This is a genomic window from Pandoraea sp. (assembly GCF_004297875.1).
In the GTDB taxonomy this organism is placed as follows: domain Bacteria; phylum Pseudomonadota; class Gammaproteobacteria; order Burkholderiales; family Burkholderiaceae; genus Pandoraea.
In genome coordinates this window covers 15038-30203 of record NZ_SCSK01000044.1, presented here as the reverse complement: position 1 = coordinate 30203, position 15166 = coordinate 15038, and the positions used below count along the sequence as shown (strand labels likewise).

Sequence of the window (15166 nt, the reverse complement as noted above, 5' to 3'; positions counted from 1 at the left end):
CTTAGCGCCGCTCGATATCGTTGAGCTCTTCTAGCGTGTTGATATTGTAAAACGGGCGCTCATCGTCAAAAGGAACTTGTGCGATGGTGTGGCGTGCTAACCACGTTTGTATTTTTCGCTCTCCGGCGCCCAAATAGTCTGCCAGGTCGTCGGCCAGCGTGCGCGGGACCATCATGAACGCCGGCTGCACGCGCCATTGACCGGCATGCGGGGTGACGGCGACCGCCACTTCGGCCCCTGGCCGATCCTGCAATCCTGCGGCCAGGCGCGCCACAAGGTCGGTCGGCAGCAAAGGTGAATCGCACGGCGCGGTGACGACGAATTCCGTGGTCGCCGCCCTTAGCCCGGCAAGTATGCCGGCCAGCGGTCCGGCAAAATCGGGGAGATCGTCGCAAACCACGGTCGCGCTGAGCGCGCGGTACCGCTCCAGATTGCGATTGGCGCTGATCAACAGGGTCGCCACCTGCGGCGACAGCCGCCGCATGACATGCGTCACCAGGGGCATGCCGCGCAACGCCTGCAATCCTTTGTCGGCGCCGCCCATGCGGGCGCCGCGCCCGCCGGCGAGGATCAGGCCGGTTATCGCGTTCGGCACGGGGATTCCGGAACGTGGCGCCATGTCGGTGCCCCTGTCAATTGGCAGGCGGCCGGGCGTTCAGGGACGCGCCGCCCGGCTCATTGCATTGGCGGCCCGGCGGCAATCTGCTATCCACCGATGTAGGACATCTCGACCTTGTCCCGGGGAGGGGACGTCGGGCCGGTGCGGCTCGCGCGTTGCGCCGAATAGCGATCGGCGCGCCCGTGCCATATGTGCCCGATGGCGGCGGCGATCTCTTCGTCGCTGTGGCCGCTGCGCAGCAATGTGCGAAGATCGAATCCGCTGTCGGCGAACAGGCAAAGATAGAGCTTGCCTTCGGTGGACAGCCGTGCGCGCGTGCAGGTGCTGCAAAACGCGCGCGTGACACTGGAAATCACGCCGATTTCTCCGCCGCCATCTGCGTAGCGCCAGCGCTGCGCGGTTTCGCCAGGATAGTTCGGCTCCAGCGCAACAAGCGGCAATTCGGCGTGAATGCGCTCGATGACCTCGCTCGACGGCAGGACTTCGTCCATGCGCCAGCCGTTGGACGTGCCGACATCCATGAATTCTATGAAGCGCACGATGATGTCGCTGCCGTGGAAATGGCGTGCCATCGGCACAATCTCGCGATCATTGGTGCCGCGCTTGACGACCATGTTGACCTTGATCGGGCCGAGGCCAACTTGCCGGGCGATCTCGATGCCGTCGAGCACATCGGCGACCGGAAAGTCGACATCGTTCATGCGCCGGAAAATGGCGTCGTCCATGCCGTCGAGGCTGACCGTGACACGGCGCAGCCCGGCATCCTTCAGGCTTTGCGCTTTGCGGGCCAGCAGCGCGCCGTTGGTCGTCAGTGTCAAGTCGAGCGGCTGGCCGGTGCGGGTGCGCAGGCCAGCCAGCATTTCGATGAGCTTCTCGACGTTCTTGCGCAGCAGCGGCTCTCCGCCGGTCAAGCGGATCTTTTCGACCCCGTGCGCGATGAACAATCGGGCGAGCCGTTCGATTTCCTCGAAACTCAGTAGCGAAGAGTGCGGCAAAAAGGGGTAGTCCTTGCCAAACACGTCTTTGGGCATACAGTAGACGCAGCGGAAATTGCAGCGATCCGTCACGGAAATACGCAGGTCATGCAGCGGACGCGCCAAGGTGTCGACCAACCGCCCGTTGGCGGGCAGAAGTTGCTTGGGGATGACCGGCACGTGTGTTGGGTAGCGCAGGTCGGTCAGGAGGATCGTTTTTTCTGTCATGGCTGCGAATGCAACATTTCCGTTCCATTCTAATGGAATACGCTGCATGGGGCGCCATAACCCTTTGGTGGACGTGCCCGGCGACGCCAAAACAAAAAAACAGGGGGCTTGCGCCCCCTGGTCATGCGATCGCTCAGTCGGTCAGATGTGGGTTGAGCCCGTCGTTGCCACCGGTGCCGAGGTGGCTGCCGATTGCGTTTCGACCTGGATCATCGGACCTTCGACCTGCGGCGGCAACGGCTTGCGCTCGCGCGGCGCACGGGGCGGAACAACGATTTTCGCCATGGCTTCCTGTGCCTGGCGCTGCTTTTCCACATCGGTGTGGACCCACACCAGACCGGCAGCGGCGAGCGTGGATTCCAGCGCGTCGCGCGAGACCGATCCCCGCGGTGCGACGCTGGCGGTCGGCGCAGCGACCGCTGACGCCTCGACCGGCGGTTGCGCAGGGGCAAGCGCCTCGGCTACCTCGCTCGGCGCCGCGGGGGCGGCCGGCATCTCCGGTGCTACCTCGGCTTCGGTCGGCAGTGCTTGGGTCGCGGGCAGCGGTGCGACAGTTTCCACCGGTTGGGGTGCTGCTTGTTCGGCGGGCAGCGGCGCGAGCGCATGCGGGGCGATGGCCGGAGCCGCCTCGACGCTTGCCGGCGTCGGTGCGGTTTCGATCGGTTGTCGGTCGGCCGCGGCTTCCGGGGTCGCAACGATCGCCTCGGCGGCGGGCGCCGCCGTAACTGCCTCAGCCGGCGACGTCTCTGCGGCAGCGGGTGTCGGCGGGATGGGCTCGCTCGCAACGGCGGCGACCGCCGGCGCGACGACGGCAGCGACTGCCGCAGCCTCGTCGACAACCTCTGCCGGCGCATGCGCGACCGGTGTCGGTGTCACCGTTTGGGCAGGCACTTCATCGACCGCGGTCGGTGCCGCCACCGGGGCCGCGGTTTCGGCGGCCAGATCGGTATTGGGAACAGCGCCAGTCTGTTCACCGGGTTCCCGCTCACGGCGGCCGCCGCGGCGGCCGCGACGACGGCGGCGGCGCTCTTCTCCTGCGGCTTCCGACGCCTCGTCGATAATTGGCGCCGGCGCCGCCACTATTGCTTCCACCTCAGGCTCACTGACAGGCGCTTGTGCGGGTTGACGCGGCCGTTGCTCCTGCTCGGTATCCAGCGGCTTGCGTTCACGCCGATCCGGCCGGCGGCCGCGACCCTCGCGGGTTTGCTCGCGTTGTACGCCTTCGTTGGCGGATTCCTGCGCCGGCGCGGCACCGCGATTTTCGTCGCGCTCGCGCGGCTGGCGATTCTCGCTGCGCGGCTCTCTCGGTTCGCGCGGCGGGCGTGTGGCGTCCTTGCCATTGCCGCCCGGCTGCTCGCCACGGTTATTGCGGCGATGACGGCCTTGCGGCGCGCGATCCTGGCGTTCCCGGGCCGGGCGCGGTGCCGCTGCCGGCTGAGCTTCCTCGACTGGCGCCTTGGCGGCAGGCTCGAATCCCAGCAGGCGTTTGACCCAGCCGATGAAGCCGCCACCGGCGGGTTCGAGCGGTGCCGGGGTGCGTGGCGGGCGCGGTTGCGACACCGGTGCCGGCTGATCTGGAGTGATGCCCTTGACGGCCGCCTCCTGGCGCGGCTTTGCCTCGTCCTTGCGCTTGCTGTAGCCCGGCTCTTCGGCCTCGAGCTCGCGCGCGGCATCCTCGGCCAGGATGTAGCTGGCTTTCGGGGCTTCCAGGCGGGGATCGTCGTGGCGCACGCGCTCGAGCTTGTAATGCGGTGTCTCGAGGTGTTTGTTGGGGATCAGCAGTACGCCGACCTTGAAGCGTGCTTCGATCTTGTTGATCTCGGCGCGTTTTTCGTTGAGCAGGAAAGCCGCGACTTCGACTGGCACCTGGCAGTGGATGGCCGCGGTGTTCTCCTTCATCGCCTCTTCCTGGATGATGCGCAGGACCTGCAGGGCGGAAGACTCTGTGTCGCGAATATGGCCCGTGCCGTTGCAGCGTGGACAAGTCACGTGAGTGCCTTCGGACAGCGACGGACGCAGTCGTTGGCGCGACAGCTCCATCAGACCGAATCGGGAAATTTTGCCCATCTGGACGCGGGCGCGGTCGTGCTTGAGCGCATCCTTGACGCGCTGCTCGACTTCGCGCTGCGCCTTGGTCGACTCCATGTCAATGAAATCGATCACGATCAGGCCGCCGAGATCGCGCAGTCGCAATTGGCGCGCGACTTCGTCGGCGGCTTCGAGGTTGGTGCGCAGCGCCGTTTCCTCGATGTCCGCGCCCTTGGTCGAACGTGCCGAGTTGACGTCGATCGACACCAACGCTTCGGTATGGTCGATGACGATCGCACCGCCCGATGGCAGGGGAACCTGACGGGAATAGGCGGTTTCGATTTGATGTTCGATCTGAAACCGCGAGAAGAGCGGAACGTCGTCGCGATAGCGTTTGACGCGATTCAGGTTGTCTGGCATGACCACGCTCATGAAAGCGCGGGCCTGCTCGTGGATGTCTTCGGTGTCGATCAGGATCTCGCCGATATCCGGCTGGAAATAATCGCGGATGGCACGGATGACCAGGCTGGATTCGAGGTAGATCAGCAGAGGTGCGCGGTTGCTGTTGGCGGCCTCTTCGATCGCGCGCCACAACTGCATCAGGTAATTCAAGTCCCACTGCAATTCTTCGGCGGCGCGGCCGATCCCGGCGGTGCGCGCGATGATGCTCATGCCTTCGGGCAACTCGAGCTGCGCCATGGTCTCGCGCAATTCCTGGCGATCTTCTCCCTCGATGCGGCGCGATACGCCGCCACCGCGGGGGTTATTGGGCATCAGGACCAAATAGCGCCCGGCCAGCGAGATGAATGTGGTAAGCGCCGCTCCCTTGTTGCCGCGCTCTTCCTTCTCGACCTGAACGATGATTTCCTGGCCTTCCGAGAGAGCGTCCTGGATGCGGGCGTTGCGAACATCGGCGCCGTCACGGAAAAAAGCGCGGGCAACTTCCTTGAAGGGGAGAAAACCGTGGCGATCTTCGCCGTAGTTGACGAAACAGGCTTCGAGAGAGGGCTCGATGCGGGTGATGACGCCCTTGTAAATATTACCTTTTCGTTGCTCGCGACCCGCGGTCTCGATATCGATGTCGATGAGTTTCTGGCCATCGACGATGGCCACGCGCAACTCTTCCTGCTGCGTGGCATTGAACAACATGCGTTTCATGAAAACGGCTCCCACCCGTCGCTTGGACCGATCGTCCGGTGCGCCGGGTACTGTCATGCATTATTTATTCAACACGCGAGGAAGGCACCGTCTGGCTGGGAGAATTGCCGGGGGCGCTTGGGCCGAAGGGCACAAAAGCGCGCAGGCGCTTGTGATAACGCTACCGCGTTCGACCGGAATTGATTGCCGCCCTCATGGGCTGCAGGAGGGTCAATTCGAGTCCGAAGTCCGTAAATCGAGAAATTCCATCGATTTTTCTCGTTAGCCATGCCAGCGCGCGGTGGTTGCGGCGGCGGCTCAATTCTTATGACTTTATGCGTAACGCTATTCACAAAACAGTCAGCTTAAACGAAGCTGGCTGGTCAAAAATTCTTTTGCCAAACACTCATTCCTGCGGACACGCAACACCGCCGAACCCGCCTGTGGGCGCGGTCCCTGCAGCGCATGCGATCCGTGCGTATCACTTGTTGCCTTGTTTTTCCGGCTAAGCAACCTACCCGGGGTGCAAGTAGAATATAAGTTTGACGCTTGCACCAGCAAAGGCCCGGATTTTGGTATTGTTCCGCTTCCGGCGACCTCTGTTTGACAAATTATATTCATAATGAATGAGTTAGGCAAAATCCGGCGCAATGCACCGGTAGCCACGCCGTCAGCTGGACCCCAAGTCAAGCTGATCGAGGTCGGGGACGACGCCAGCGGGCAGCGCATCGATAATTTTCTGCTGCGCCATTGCAAAGGCGTGCCCAAAAGTCACGTCTACCGCATTTTACGTAGTGGCGAAGTGCGCGTGAACAAAGGCCGGGTCGATGCCGCATACCGTTTGGTGCTGGGCGATGTGGTGCGGATCCCGCCAGTGCGGATTGCTCAGACCGAGGCGCCGGCCAACGTGCCTGCGGCAAAATTTCCCGTGGTTTTCGAGGATGATTACCTGCTGGCCATCGATAAGCCCGCGGGCGTCGCCGTGCATGGCGGCAGCGGCGTCTCGTTCGGTGTTATCGAGCAATTGCGCCAGGCTTATCCACAGCAACGCTTTCTGGAGCTGGTGCACCGACTCGATCGGGAGACGTCCGGCGTGCTGTTGATTGCGAAAAAGCGTGCGGCACTGGTCGGAATGCACGAGCAGATTCGTCACAACCGCATGGACAAGCGTTATCTCGCCTGCGTGATCGGTGCGTGGACGGACAGCCAGCGCGCGGTCACGGCGCCGCTTTTCAAGTATCTGACCCCCGAAGGCGAGCGCCGCGTCAGAGTCCAGGCGGACGGTCAGCCGTCGCACACGATATTTCGCCGGCTCGAGGTCATCGATGGATATTCCCTGTTGGAAGCGGAACTGAAGACCGGTCGGACGCATCAGATTCGCGTTCATTTGGCGCATTTGGGCACGCCGATCGTCGGTGACGACAAATATGGCGATTTTTCCGCCAACCGTGCGCTAAGCCGTGCGGATGCCCGACCGTCGCTCAAACGCATGTTTCTACACGCGAGACGTTTGCGTCTGGTGCACCCGATATTGAATACGCCGTTGCTGCTGGAAGCGCCCCTGCCGCAGGATTGCGAGCGGTTTTTGCAACAATTACGAGACTTGAGCGTTAATGCCAAAAGCTGAGTTTGATCTGATCGTGTTCGATTGGGACGGGACCTTGATGGACTCGACTCCCACGATTACCCGCTGCATCCAGGCGGCCTGCCGCGATCTCGACTTGCCGGTGCCTGCCGACGAGGTCGCCAGTTACGTCATTGGGCTCGGGTTGCGGGATGCCTTGCAAACCGCCGCGCCAACGCTCGATCCGAGCCATTATCCCCGTCTGTCGGAGCGTTATCGATTCCATTATCTGCTCAGCGGCAACGAGACTGTGCTGTTTCCGGGCGTGCGCGAGATGCTCGCGGAACTGCGCGAACGCGGCCGCTTTCTTGCCGTTGCCACCGGTAAATCCCGGGTCGGCCTCAACCGTGCCCTGGAGGCGGTTGGCTTGCTTGGCGCCTTCGATGCCACGCGATGCGCGGACGAGACGTTTTCCAAGCCGCATCCGGCGATGCTGCAGGAGATCGGCCGCGAACTGGGGCAGGACCTGTCGCGCACAGTCATGATCGGCGACACGACCCACGATCTTCAGATGGCTGCCAATGCCGGCGCGGCCGGGGTCGCCGTAGCCTATGGCGGCGCTCATTCGCTCGAGGCCCTGCGCGCGCTGGGGCCGAGCTATTGTGCCCAGAGCGTCGATGAGCTGAGGGCTTGGCTGCTGGAGCGAGTCTGATGGCGGACGAAGAGGCAATTCCGATTTGCGCCGGCTCGGCGTTGACCGATGGTGGCCAGGGAGTGCGCTTTCAGGTGAGCGTCGGCGGTCGCGCCACCCCCGCCTTCGTGATTCGCTTCGAAGGACAGGTGCATGGCTACCTCAATCAGTGCGCGCATGTACCGATGGAGCTGGACTGGGCCGAAGGGCAGTTTTTCGAGAGCTCCGGCTTATACTTGATGTGCTCGACCCACGGTGCGACTTACGAGCCCGACTCGGGCCGCTGCGTTGGCGGTCCGTGCCGCGGCGGCGCGCTGCATAAGCTGCGCGTCGAAGAGCGTGACAGCGATGGCGGGGCCATTGTGGTTTGGTTGCCTGAGCGGGATATTCGACCGCTGGCGCCGGCCTGAGCGGCCATTTTTTCAATGCTTTGTTCCTGATTGGCCATGTCCGAACCTTTCCCGCCCGACAACCCTTCCCGAGACGAGCCGCGCCTGCCGGAGGCTCGCCATACCGCCGGCCGAGCCGGCCCCGATGAAAAGTGGGAGCGGGTCCTGCTCGAGAGGGTGCTGCTCGCGACGATCAAGGAGCAGCGGGCGGCGCGTCGTTGGAAGATATTTTTTCGATTGATGGCGCTCGCGCTGTTCGGCCTGATTGCTTGGGCGTTGATGGACACGGGTGCGACGCCGGTGACGACCGCCGGCCGCCACACGGCGCTGGTCAAATTGACCGGCGAAATTTCCGCGAGCGGGCAAGCCAGTGCCGACTCGATCAACAGGGCGTTGGATTCGGCGTTTGCCGATAGCGGGACGGCGGGCGTGATTCTGCGCATCAACAGCCCAGGCGGCAGTCCGGTGCAGGCCGGTCGCATTTACGATGAGATCATGCGGCTGCGCGCCAAGTATCCCGCCAAGCCGATCTATGTGGTGGTCGACGAGATGTGCGCGTCGGGCGGTTATTACGTAGCGGCTGCGGCCGACAAGATTTTCGTCAATCAGGCCAGCATCGTTGGTTCGATCGGCGTATTGATGGACGGGTTCGGCTTCACCGGCCTGATGGACAAGTTGGGCATCGAGCGCCGCTTGCTGACGGCTGGCAAGAACAAGGGGTTCCTCGACCCGTTTTCTCCCGAGACGGATACGCAGAAGGCGTATGCATTGCAGATGCTGTCCGAGGTGCACCGCCAGTTCATCGACGCGGTGAAAAAGGGGCGGGGCGCACGGCTAAAGGATGATCCGCAACTGTTTTCCGGCCTGTTCTGGACGGGCGAGAAAAGCATTCAGCTCGGGCTGGCCGACGGCTACGGCACGGTCGATTCCGTGGCGCGCGATGTCATCAAGGCCAGCGATATCGTCGATTACACCGTGAAGGAGAGCTTTCCCGACCGGGTGGCGAGGCGGTTTGGGGCAGCGGTGGGCAACGCTGCCATCGAGACGCTGGTGATGAGCGGGCGCATGGCCATGCGCTGAGCGTGCCCGCGCACTTAGACGATCCCCGCATTTGCCGCGGGGGTTTTTATTGAGCCAGCAGCAAAAAGATGGCGGGCCGCTTGTGCAGGTCCAGCCGCTTGCGTGGCCAATCCTGAACCCGGTGACTGACGACGGATTCTCCGGTCTGGGTCAGGTCGACCGCAACGCACAATAGCGTGGTGCCCGCGCAGGTGCCGAGCAACGCATCGAGCATGGCCTGATTGCGATATGGCGTCTCGATGAAAATTTGAGTCTGCTTCTCGCGTCGCGAGCGCAGTTCGAGCTCGCGGATGCGTTTGATGCGCTCCGCGGGATCCACCGGCAGATAGCCGGCGAAAGCGAAACTTTGGCCGTTCAGGCCGGATGCCATCAGAGCCAGTAATATCGAGCTGGGACCCACCAGCGGGATGACTCGGATGCCCAATTCATGAGCGCGGCGCACCAGCAGGGCACCTGGGTCCGCGACCGCCGGGCAGCCGGCTTCGGAAATGAGGCCGCCGTCCGCGCCCGCCATGATCGGTGCCAACAACGCGTCGATGGCCGCTGGCGGTGTGTTGACATTCAGCTCTCGGATCGTAATTTCCTGAAGAGGCTTGGAACAGCCCGCCAATTTCAGGAAAGCCCGAGTGCTCTTGGCCTGTTCTCCGATGAAATATTCGAGCCGCGCGGCGCAGTGCCTGACCTCGTCCGGCAAGACGGCAGCAAGGCCGCCGGCGGTGGCGGGGCCCAGTGTATTGGGAATCAGGTAAATTGCGCCGGTCATTGGGCTTGCGAGGCGGGCAGAGTGAAGCCGGCGCGCATCAGCATGGTCGTCAGCGCGATCAATGGCAGGCCGATCAGCGCGGTGGGATCGGTGGACTCCACTTTCTCGAGCAGCATGATCCCGAGCCCCTCGGATTTGGCGCTACCGGCACAGTCGTAAGGCTCCTCGGCACGCAAATAGGCGTCAAGCGTCTCGTCCGGCAGGTCGCGAACCGTCACGAAAGTCATCACGTCGTCGCTCTGCGACAGGCCCGAGCGCGCGTCGTGCACGCAAAGCGCCGTGTGGAATTCGACAACCTTGCCGCGCATCATGCGCAACTGGGCCATGGCGGTCGGGTGATCGCCGGGTTTGCCGATCTGCCGCCCGTCGAGCATCGCGACCTGGTCGGAGCCGATGACGACGGCATTCGGGTGTGCCGCGGCGACCGCATGCGCTTTTTCCCGTGCCAGCCGCAGTGCCGTCTCGTGCGGGCTTTCGCCGGTCAGGGGCGTTTCGTCGACATGCGGCGCCTGGACCGTGAACGAAACGCGCAGCCGCTCGAGCAACTCGCGTCGGTAGCGGGAGCCCGAGGCAAGGATCAGTGGCGGATTGCTGTGTAGCGGCATGGGGCTTTAAGTGTTTGACGAAAAAAGAAAATTTAATTAGAATCCACCGTTTTTCCGGTTCGGTGCGGCTTTGCTGTGCCGAAGGCTCTGCAAGGCGGCGGATGTATGCGCGAATACGTGGTTAATCTTTTCGAATTCGCCCGTACCGGGATGATCGCCGAAGGCGATTTGCCCGTGCAGGAGTTGCCGCGCATGTTAACCGAAGTTCCGGCGGCTGTGCCAGTAACCGAGCGTTTGGCCGTGGTATTCCACTGGCGCGCACAGGGCTTTGAACACAGCGAGCATCGCGCCGATGGTGGTGTGGCGATGCGGCAATACCTTCGTCTGGCGGTTGCGGGCGACATGTGGCTGGAATGCCAGCGCTGCATGACGCCTTATCGGCACCCGATGGCGACCGAGACGGTGTTCGAAGTCGTGCGCGACGAGGCACAGGCCGATGCCTGCCTGGCGGACGATACGCTGCCCGAGGCGATCGTCGGCTCGGTAAATTTCGACCTGGTCGAGTTGGTGGAAGAAGAATTGCTGTTGGCGCTCCCGCTGGTGCCGAAACACGAGGTTTGCCCGGAAGTCCATGCCAGTCTGGTCACCGGCGCTGACGGACAGGCCGAGCAGGTGCCGGAGGAGGAGCATGACAAGCCGTCGCCGTTCGCCGCGCTGGCCGCGCTAAAGCGCACGTCAGGCAGTGGCGGCAAGTAAGGAACTCACGCGTCATCGCGCCTTGACCGGATCTGGTCAACGGCGGGCGCCTGAACTGTGTTAAAATTCGCAAAATTCTGAGGAGTTATCATGGCTGTTCAACAGAACAAAAAATCGCCGTCGAAGCGCGGCATGCACCGCTCGCACGATTTTCTGGGTCAATTGCCCCTGGCCGTCGAGCCGACTTCGGGTGAGGCGCACCTGCGTCACCACATCACGCCGAACGGTTTCTACCGCGGTCGCAAAGTGGTCAAGACCAAAAACGACTGATTGCTGCACGCAAGCGATTCGCTGCATGCTTCGCTTTGCCGGCATCTTCGAATCGTTTGAAGTGATAAAAAAGCGGCGGTGACATGCCGCTTTTTTATTAGTGAATCAAACTCTACAAGCCAACTACGTCGACACGCATGACAGTCAGAATGACGATCGACTGTATGGGCGGGGACCACGGCCCAGCGGTTACGGTGCCCGCAGCAGTCAAATTCGTGCAGCACACCGACGATGTCGAACTCGTATTGGTCGGGCTGGAGCAGCCGATTCAGGCGCAACTGGCCAAACTGAGAGCCCAGGCTCACCCCCGCCTGTCGGTCGTGCAGGCGTCCGAAGTGGTATCGATGGACGACTCGGTCGAAGTCGCGCTGCGCAAAAAGAAAGATTCGTCGATGCGGGTCGCGCTGAACCTGGTGAAGGATGGGCAGGCCCAGGCGTGCATATCGGCCGGCAATACCGGCGCGCTGATGGCTGTGTCTCGCTATGTCCTCAAGACGCTGGTCGGCATCGAGCGGCCCGCGATTGCCACGCAGCTACCTAACGAAACCGGCGGTTACACCACCGTGCTCGACCTGGGGGCCAACGTCGATTGCGAACCGACGCATTTGCTGCAATTCGCCGAAATGGGATATGCGCTGGTGTCGGCCGTCGGCGGCAAGGAGCGGCCCAGCATCGGGTTGCTCAATATCGGCGAAGAGATCATCAAGGGCAACGACGTCATCAAGCAAGCCGGCGAGCTGTTGCGCGCCAGCACACTCAATTTCTACGGCAACGTCGAAGGTAACGACATCTACAAGGGCACGACCGACATCGTGGTGTGCGACGGTTTTGTCGGCAATGCGGTGTTGAAGACGTCCGAGGGCCTGGCACAGATGCTGGGCAACATGATCAAGGAAGAATTCGAGCGCTCCTGGCTGAGCAAGCTGGCCGCGCTGGTGGCGCTGCCGGTGCTGCGACGCTTCAAGCACCGCGTCGACCACCGTCGCTACAATGGTGCGGCTTTGCTCGGCTTGCGTGGTTTGGTCATCAAGAGCCACGGCTCAGCAGACGTCTACGCGTTCGAGTGGGCGATCAAGCGCGGCTACGATGCCGTGCGCAATGGTGTTCAGGCGCGCCTGGAGCGCGCCATGGAAGACAATAAAACCCAGCTCGAGGAGACGGGTGCCGCGCAGGCCGCCCCGATTGCCCCGGCATACTGAATGTTGTGTGACATGACCCAACCCGCGATCCATTCTCGTGTTATCGGCACCGGCAGCTATCTTCCGCCGCGCCGCGTCAGCAACCAGCAGCTGGCTGAAGAGTTGGCCGCGCGCCAGGTCGAGACGAGCGACGAATGGATTGTGGCGCGCACGGGTATCAAGGCCCGATATTTCGCGCCGCCTGGCATGACGACCAGTGACCTTGCCGTCGAGGCCGCGCGCCGGGCGCTGGAGATGGCTGGCGTCGACGCTCAGGCCGTCGACTTGATCATTCTCGCGACTTCGACGCCCGACTTCGTGTTTCCGAGCACGGCGTGCCTGGTGCAAAGCAAACTTGGTATCACAAACGGCTGCGCGGCATTTGATGTGCAGGCGGTGTGTTCCGGTTTCGTGTATGCGCTGGCCACGGCTGACAACTTTATCCGCAGTGGTGCATACCGGAACGTGTTGGTGATCGGCGCAGAAACCTTCTCGCGCATTCTCGATTTCAACGACCGCACCACCTGTGTCCTTTTCGGCGATGGCGCAGGTGCGGTGCTGTTGTCCGCCTCCAGCGAGCCTGGTGTGCTCTCGACGGCTTTGCACGCAGATGGCCGTTACGCGGATATCCTGTGCGTGCCGGGCAATGTGCACGGCGGTGCCATTCAGGGCAATGCCTTTCTCTACATGGACGGCCAGGCCGTTTTCAAGCTGGCCGTCGGGGTCCTCGAGAAAGTGGCATTGGAGGCCTTGGATAAGGCGGGACTGGAAGCGTCGCAGATCGACTGGCTGATTCCCCACCAGGCCAATATTCGAATCATGCTCAGCACTGCCCGCAAGCTGCATCTGCCGACCGAAAAGATGATCGTAACGGTCGACGAGCACGGCAATACCTCGGCGGCGTCGATCCCCCTGGCATTGGACGTCGCCGTGCGCGACGGCCGTATCCAGCGCGGTCACCGGGTGATGCTCGAGGGCGTCGGCGGTGGATTCACCTGGGGCGCTGCGCTGCTACGCATGTAATGCAGGGGCGGCGCGCTGATCGGCTCAGTCGTCCGATTCGGCGCGCGCCGTGCATGTCATATGCATACTTCTCAATGTATTTCAGTGAGCGGTGAATCAAAAATGAAATTTGCATTTGTATTTCCTGGACAAGGTTCGCAATCGGTCGGCATGCTGGCCGGGTTCGACGGACATGCCGTGGTGCGGGAAACGCTGCAGGAAGCGTCCGACGCGCTGGGGCAGGATGTCGCCGAGCTCATCTCATCGGGGCCTGCCGAGGCTTTGAATCTGACGACCAACACCCAGCCGGTGATGCTGGCTGCGGCCTACGCGGTATATCGCGCCTGGCTCGCCGAAGGCGGCGCAGCACCGGCGCTCGTGGCGGGGCATAGCTTGGGCGAATACACCGCACTCGTTGCTGCCGGCGTCATTGCGTTCCGGGACGCGGTTCCATTGGTGCGCTTTCGCGCGCAGGCAATGCAGGAGGCCGTGCCGGTCGGGCAGGGCGGCATGGCCGCAATTCTCGGACTCGACGACGACACTGTACGGGCGGTCTGCGCCGAATCATCGGCCGCCGGTGTTGTCGAAGCGGTCAATTTCAATGCGCCGGCCCAGGTCGTCATCGCTGGCGACAAGGCCGCCGTGGAAAAGGCCTGTGAAATCGCCAAAGCCCGAGGCGCCAAGCGCGCGCTGCCGTTGCCCGTGTCCGCGCCGTTTCACTCGTCGCTGCTCAAGCCGGCGTCCGATCGTTTGCGCGAATATCTGACCGACGTCACGTTTGTCGCACCGAGCATCCCGCTGATCAATAACGTCGACGTGGCGATCCTCAACGATCCCGCACAAATCAAGGATGCTTTGGTGCGACAGGCCGCTTCGCCGGTGCGGTGGGTCGAGACCGTGCGCAAGATGGCGGATGCTGGTGTCACGCATGTGGTCGAGTGCGGGCCGGGCAAGGTGCTGACGGGCTTGACCAAGCGCATCGACGGCGAACTCGCCGGTATCGCCATCACGGATGCGGCTTCCTTGGCTGATGCGCTGACCCTTCTGAAATAACGGAGCAGACGAGCGTTATGGATAAAAATCTGGCAAATCACGTGGCATTGGTCACTGGAGCGTCGCGCGGCATCGGGCGGGCCATTGCGCAGGAACTCGCCCGGCGTGGCGCAACCGTGGTCGGAACGGCCACCAGCGCCGCTGGCGCGGCCGGTATCGATGAATATTTGGCGACCGAGAGCCTGTCCGGCAAAGGCGTCGTGCTGAACGTGACCGACCCGGCTCAGTGCGATGCGGTGCTGGGCGATATTCTCGAGCAGTTCGGCAAAATCGATATCCTCGTCAATAATGCCGGCATCACGCGCGATCAATTGACGATGCGCATGAAGGACGACGAGTGGGACGACGTGCTCGATACCAATCTGAAGGCGGTCTTCCGCCTCTCGCGTCTGGTACTCAAGCCGATGATGAAGGCTCGCCAGGGTCGTATCATCAATGTGACATCGGTGGTTGGCGCGGCGGGCAATCCGGGGCAAGTGAATTATGCCGCCGCGAAGGCCGGCGTTGCCGGCATGGCGCGCGCGCTGGCGCGGGAAATTGGCAGCCGCAATATTACGGTCAATTGCGTGGCCCCAGGTTTCATCGACACCGACATGACCAAGGCGCTTGGCGAGGAGCAGCACGCCGCGCTGAAAAGCCAGATTCCCTTGGGGCGGTTGGGGCGGCCCGAAGAGATTGCCTATGCGGTCGCGTTTTTGGCGTCGCCGCAGGCGGCTTACATTACCGGCGTCACGCTGCATGTGAACGGCGGTATGTTTATGAATTGAGCAAGTTGCGGTAAAATCGTGCGATTTTTCGCATATTTAACAAACGTTTTTCGGAACTGAATTTTACCGAGCAAACCTGTTAAAATGCGCGCACTTGTATGGACTAATTTCCCTGGAGGGTT

Annotated in this window: 15 protein-coding genes; 10 read left to right on the top strand and 5 right to left on the bottom strand. The window is 62.5% G+C overall.

The window, feature by feature from the left end; translation table 11 throughout:
• Window position 1: 1 nt before the first annotated feature.
• The 3 genes from mobA to EPN80_RS12880 all read right to left on the bottom strand — a co-directional run bounded on the left by mobA (window position 2) and on the right by EPN80_RS12880 (window position 5007).
• On the bottom strand, window positions 2–595 hold the full coding sequence (gene mobA / locus EPN80_RS12890; protein ID WP_293027706.1) for a molybdenum cofactor guanylyltransferase MobA: 594 nt from the start codon (window positions 593–595) through the stop codon (window positions 2–4).
• Between the two features lie 110 nt (window positions 596–705).
• The gene (gene moaA, locus EPN80_RS12885; protein WP_293027702.1) at window positions 706–1821 is read right to left on the bottom strand and encodes a GTP 3',8-cyclase MoaA; all 1116 of its coding nucleotides are present in this window, start codon (window positions 1819–1821) and stop codon (window positions 706–708) included.
• 141 nt (window positions 1822–1962) lie between these two features.
• A complete protein-coding gene (locus tag EPN80_RS12880; protein ID WP_293027699.1) occupies window positions 1963–5007 on the bottom strand; it encodes an Rne/Rng family ribonuclease in 3045 nt (1014 codons plus the stop codon).
• Between the two features lie 601 nt (window positions 5008–5608).
• Between EPN80_RS12880 and EPN80_RS12875 the strand changes: the two genes are divergently transcribed.
• The 4 genes from EPN80_RS12875 to EPN80_RS12860 are packed head-to-tail and all read left to right on the top strand — an operon-like array spanning window position 5609 to window position 8710.
• Window positions 5609–6613 (top strand): RluA family pseudouridine synthase, encoded by a 1005-nt coding sequence (locus EPN80_RS12875; RefSeq protein ID WP_293027696.1) that lies wholly within the window; start codon window positions 5609–5611, stop codon window positions 6611–6613.
• Window positions 6600–7262 (top strand): HAD-IIIA family hydrolase, encoded by a 663-nt coding sequence (locus tag EPN80_RS12870; protein ID WP_293027693.1) that lies wholly within the window; start codon window positions 6600–6602, stop codon window positions 7260–7262. Before EPN80_RS12875 ends, EPN80_RS12870 begins: the two co-directional genes overlap by 14 nt.
• A complete protein-coding gene (locus EPN80_RS12865) occupies window positions 7259–7651 on the top strand; it encodes a Rieske 2Fe-2S domain-containing protein (protein ID WP_293027846.1) in 393 nt (130 codons plus the stop codon). The genes EPN80_RS12870 and EPN80_RS12865 overlap by 4 nt, the downstream gene beginning before the upstream one ends.
• Before the next feature lie 36 nt (window positions 7652–7687).
• Complete coding sequence (locus EPN80_RS12860) at window positions 7688–8710, top strand: S49 family peptidase (RefSeq protein WP_293027690.1); 1023 nt, start codon at window positions 7688–7690, stop codon at window positions 8708–8710.
• 46 nt (window positions 8711–8756) lie between these two features.
• Here EPN80_RS12860 and EPN80_RS12855 read toward each other — a convergent pair whose 3' ends face one another.
• Both EPN80_RS12855 and EPN80_RS12850 read right to left on the bottom strand, forming a co-directional pair.
• Window positions 8757–9473: an SAM-dependent methyltransferase gene (locus EPN80_RS12855; RefSeq protein WP_293027687.1), complete on the bottom strand. Its 717-nt coding sequence runs from the start codon at window positions 9471–9473 to the stop codon at window positions 8757–8759.
• Window positions 9470–10078 carry a Maf-like protein gene (locus EPN80_RS12850; protein ID WP_293027684.1) on the bottom strand — a complete coding sequence of 203 codons (609 nt, stop codon included), beginning with the start codon at window positions 10076–10078 and terminating at the stop codon, window positions 9470–9472. Before EPN80_RS12850 ends, EPN80_RS12855 begins: the two co-directional genes overlap by 4 nt.
• Before the next feature lie 105 nt (window positions 10079–10183).
• Here EPN80_RS12850 and EPN80_RS12845 point away from each other — a divergent pair, with 105 nt between their 5' ends.
• The 6 genes from EPN80_RS12845 (at window position 10184) to fabG (ending at window position 15044) form a co-directional block, all read left to right on the top strand.
• Window positions 10184–10774 carry a YceD family protein gene (locus tag EPN80_RS12845; RefSeq protein WP_293027681.1) on the top strand — a complete coding sequence of 197 codons (591 nt, stop codon included), beginning with the start codon at window positions 10184–10186 and terminating at the stop codon, window positions 10772–10774.
• 90 nt (window positions 10775–10864) lie between these two features.
• Complete coding sequence (rpmF, locus tag EPN80_RS12840; protein ID WP_047214845.1) at window positions 10865–11044, top strand: 50S ribosomal protein L32; 180 nt, start codon at window positions 10865–10867, stop codon at window positions 11042–11044.
• Between the two features lie 137 nt (window positions 11045–11181).
• Window positions 11182–12243, top strand: a complete 1062-nt coding sequence (plsX, locus tag EPN80_RS12835; RefSeq protein WP_366469571.1) for a phosphate acyltransferase PlsX — start codon at window positions 11182–11184, stop codon at window positions 12241–12243.
• A 12-nt stretch (window positions 12244–12255) separates the two neighbouring features.
• The gene (locus EPN80_RS12830; protein WP_293027678.1) at window positions 12256–13245 is read left to right on the top strand and encodes a beta-ketoacyl-ACP synthase III; all 990 of its coding nucleotides are present in this window, start codon (window positions 12256–12258) and stop codon (window positions 13243–13245) included.
• 102 nt (window positions 13246–13347) lie between these two features.
• Window positions 13348–14277, top strand: a complete 930-nt coding sequence (fabD, locus tag EPN80_RS12825) for an ACP S-malonyltransferase (RefSeq protein ID WP_293027676.1) — start codon at window positions 13348–13350, stop codon at window positions 14275–14277.
• A gap of 17 nt (window positions 14278–14294) precedes the next feature.
• Window positions 14295–15044 carry a 3-oxoacyl-ACP reductase FabG gene (gene fabG, locus EPN80_RS12820; protein WP_293027674.1) on the top strand — a complete coding sequence of 250 codons (750 nt, stop codon included), beginning with the start codon at window positions 14295–14297 and terminating at the stop codon, window positions 15042–15044.
• Window positions 15045–15166 lie beyond the last annotated feature (122 nt).

Bases quoted from the DNA above. Each gene is read 5' to 3' on its own strand.
- fabD (WP_293027676.1), top strand. From the start codon at position 13,348: ATGAAATTTGCATTTGTATTTCCTGGACAAGGTTCGCAATCGGTCGGC.
- rpmF (WP_047214845.1), top strand. From the start codon at position 10,865: ATGGCTGTTCAACAGAACAAAAAATCGCCGTCGAAGCGCGGCATGCAC.
- EPN80_RS12860 (WP_293027690.1), top strand. From the start codon at position 7,688: ATGTCCGAACCTTTCCCGCCCGACAACCCTTCCCGAGACGAGCCGCGC.
- EPN80_RS12845 (WP_293027681.1), top strand. From the start codon at position 10,184: ATGCGCGAATACGTGGTTAATCTTTTCGAATTCGCCCGTACCGGGATG.
- EPN80_RS12850 (WP_293027684.1), bottom strand. From the start codon at position 10,078: ATGCCGCTACACAGCAATCCGCCACTGATCCTTGCCTCGGGCTCCCGC.
- moaA (WP_293027702.1), bottom strand. From the start codon at position 1,821: ATGACAGAAAAAACGATCCTCCTGACCGACCTGCGCTACCCAACACAC.
- EPN80_RS12830 (WP_293027678.1), top strand. From the start codon at position 12,256: ATGACCCAACCCGCGATCCATTCTCGTGTTATCGGCACCGGCAGCTAT.
- EPN80_RS12870 (WP_293027693.1), top strand. From the start codon at position 6,600: ATGCCAAAAGCTGAGTTTGATCTGATCGTGTTCGATTGGGACGGGACC.
- EPN80_RS12880 (WP_293027699.1), bottom strand. From the start codon at position 5,007: ATGAAACGCATGTTGTTCAATGCCACGCAGCAGGAAGAGTTGCGCGTG.
- plsX (WP_366469571.1), top strand. From the start codon at position 11,182: ATGACAGTCAGAATGACGATCGACTGTATGGGCGGGGACCACGGCCCA.
- fabG (WP_293027674.1), top strand. From the start codon at position 14,295: ATGGATAAAAATCTGGCAAATCACGTGGCATTGGTCACTGGAGCGTCG.
- EPN80_RS12855 (WP_293027687.1), bottom strand. From the start codon at position 9,473: ATGACCGGCGCAATTTACCTGATTCCCAATACACTGGGCCCCGCCACC.
- EPN80_RS12875 (WP_293027696.1), top strand. From the start codon at position 5,609: ATGAATGAGTTAGGCAAAATCCGGCGCAATGCACCGGTAGCCACGCCG.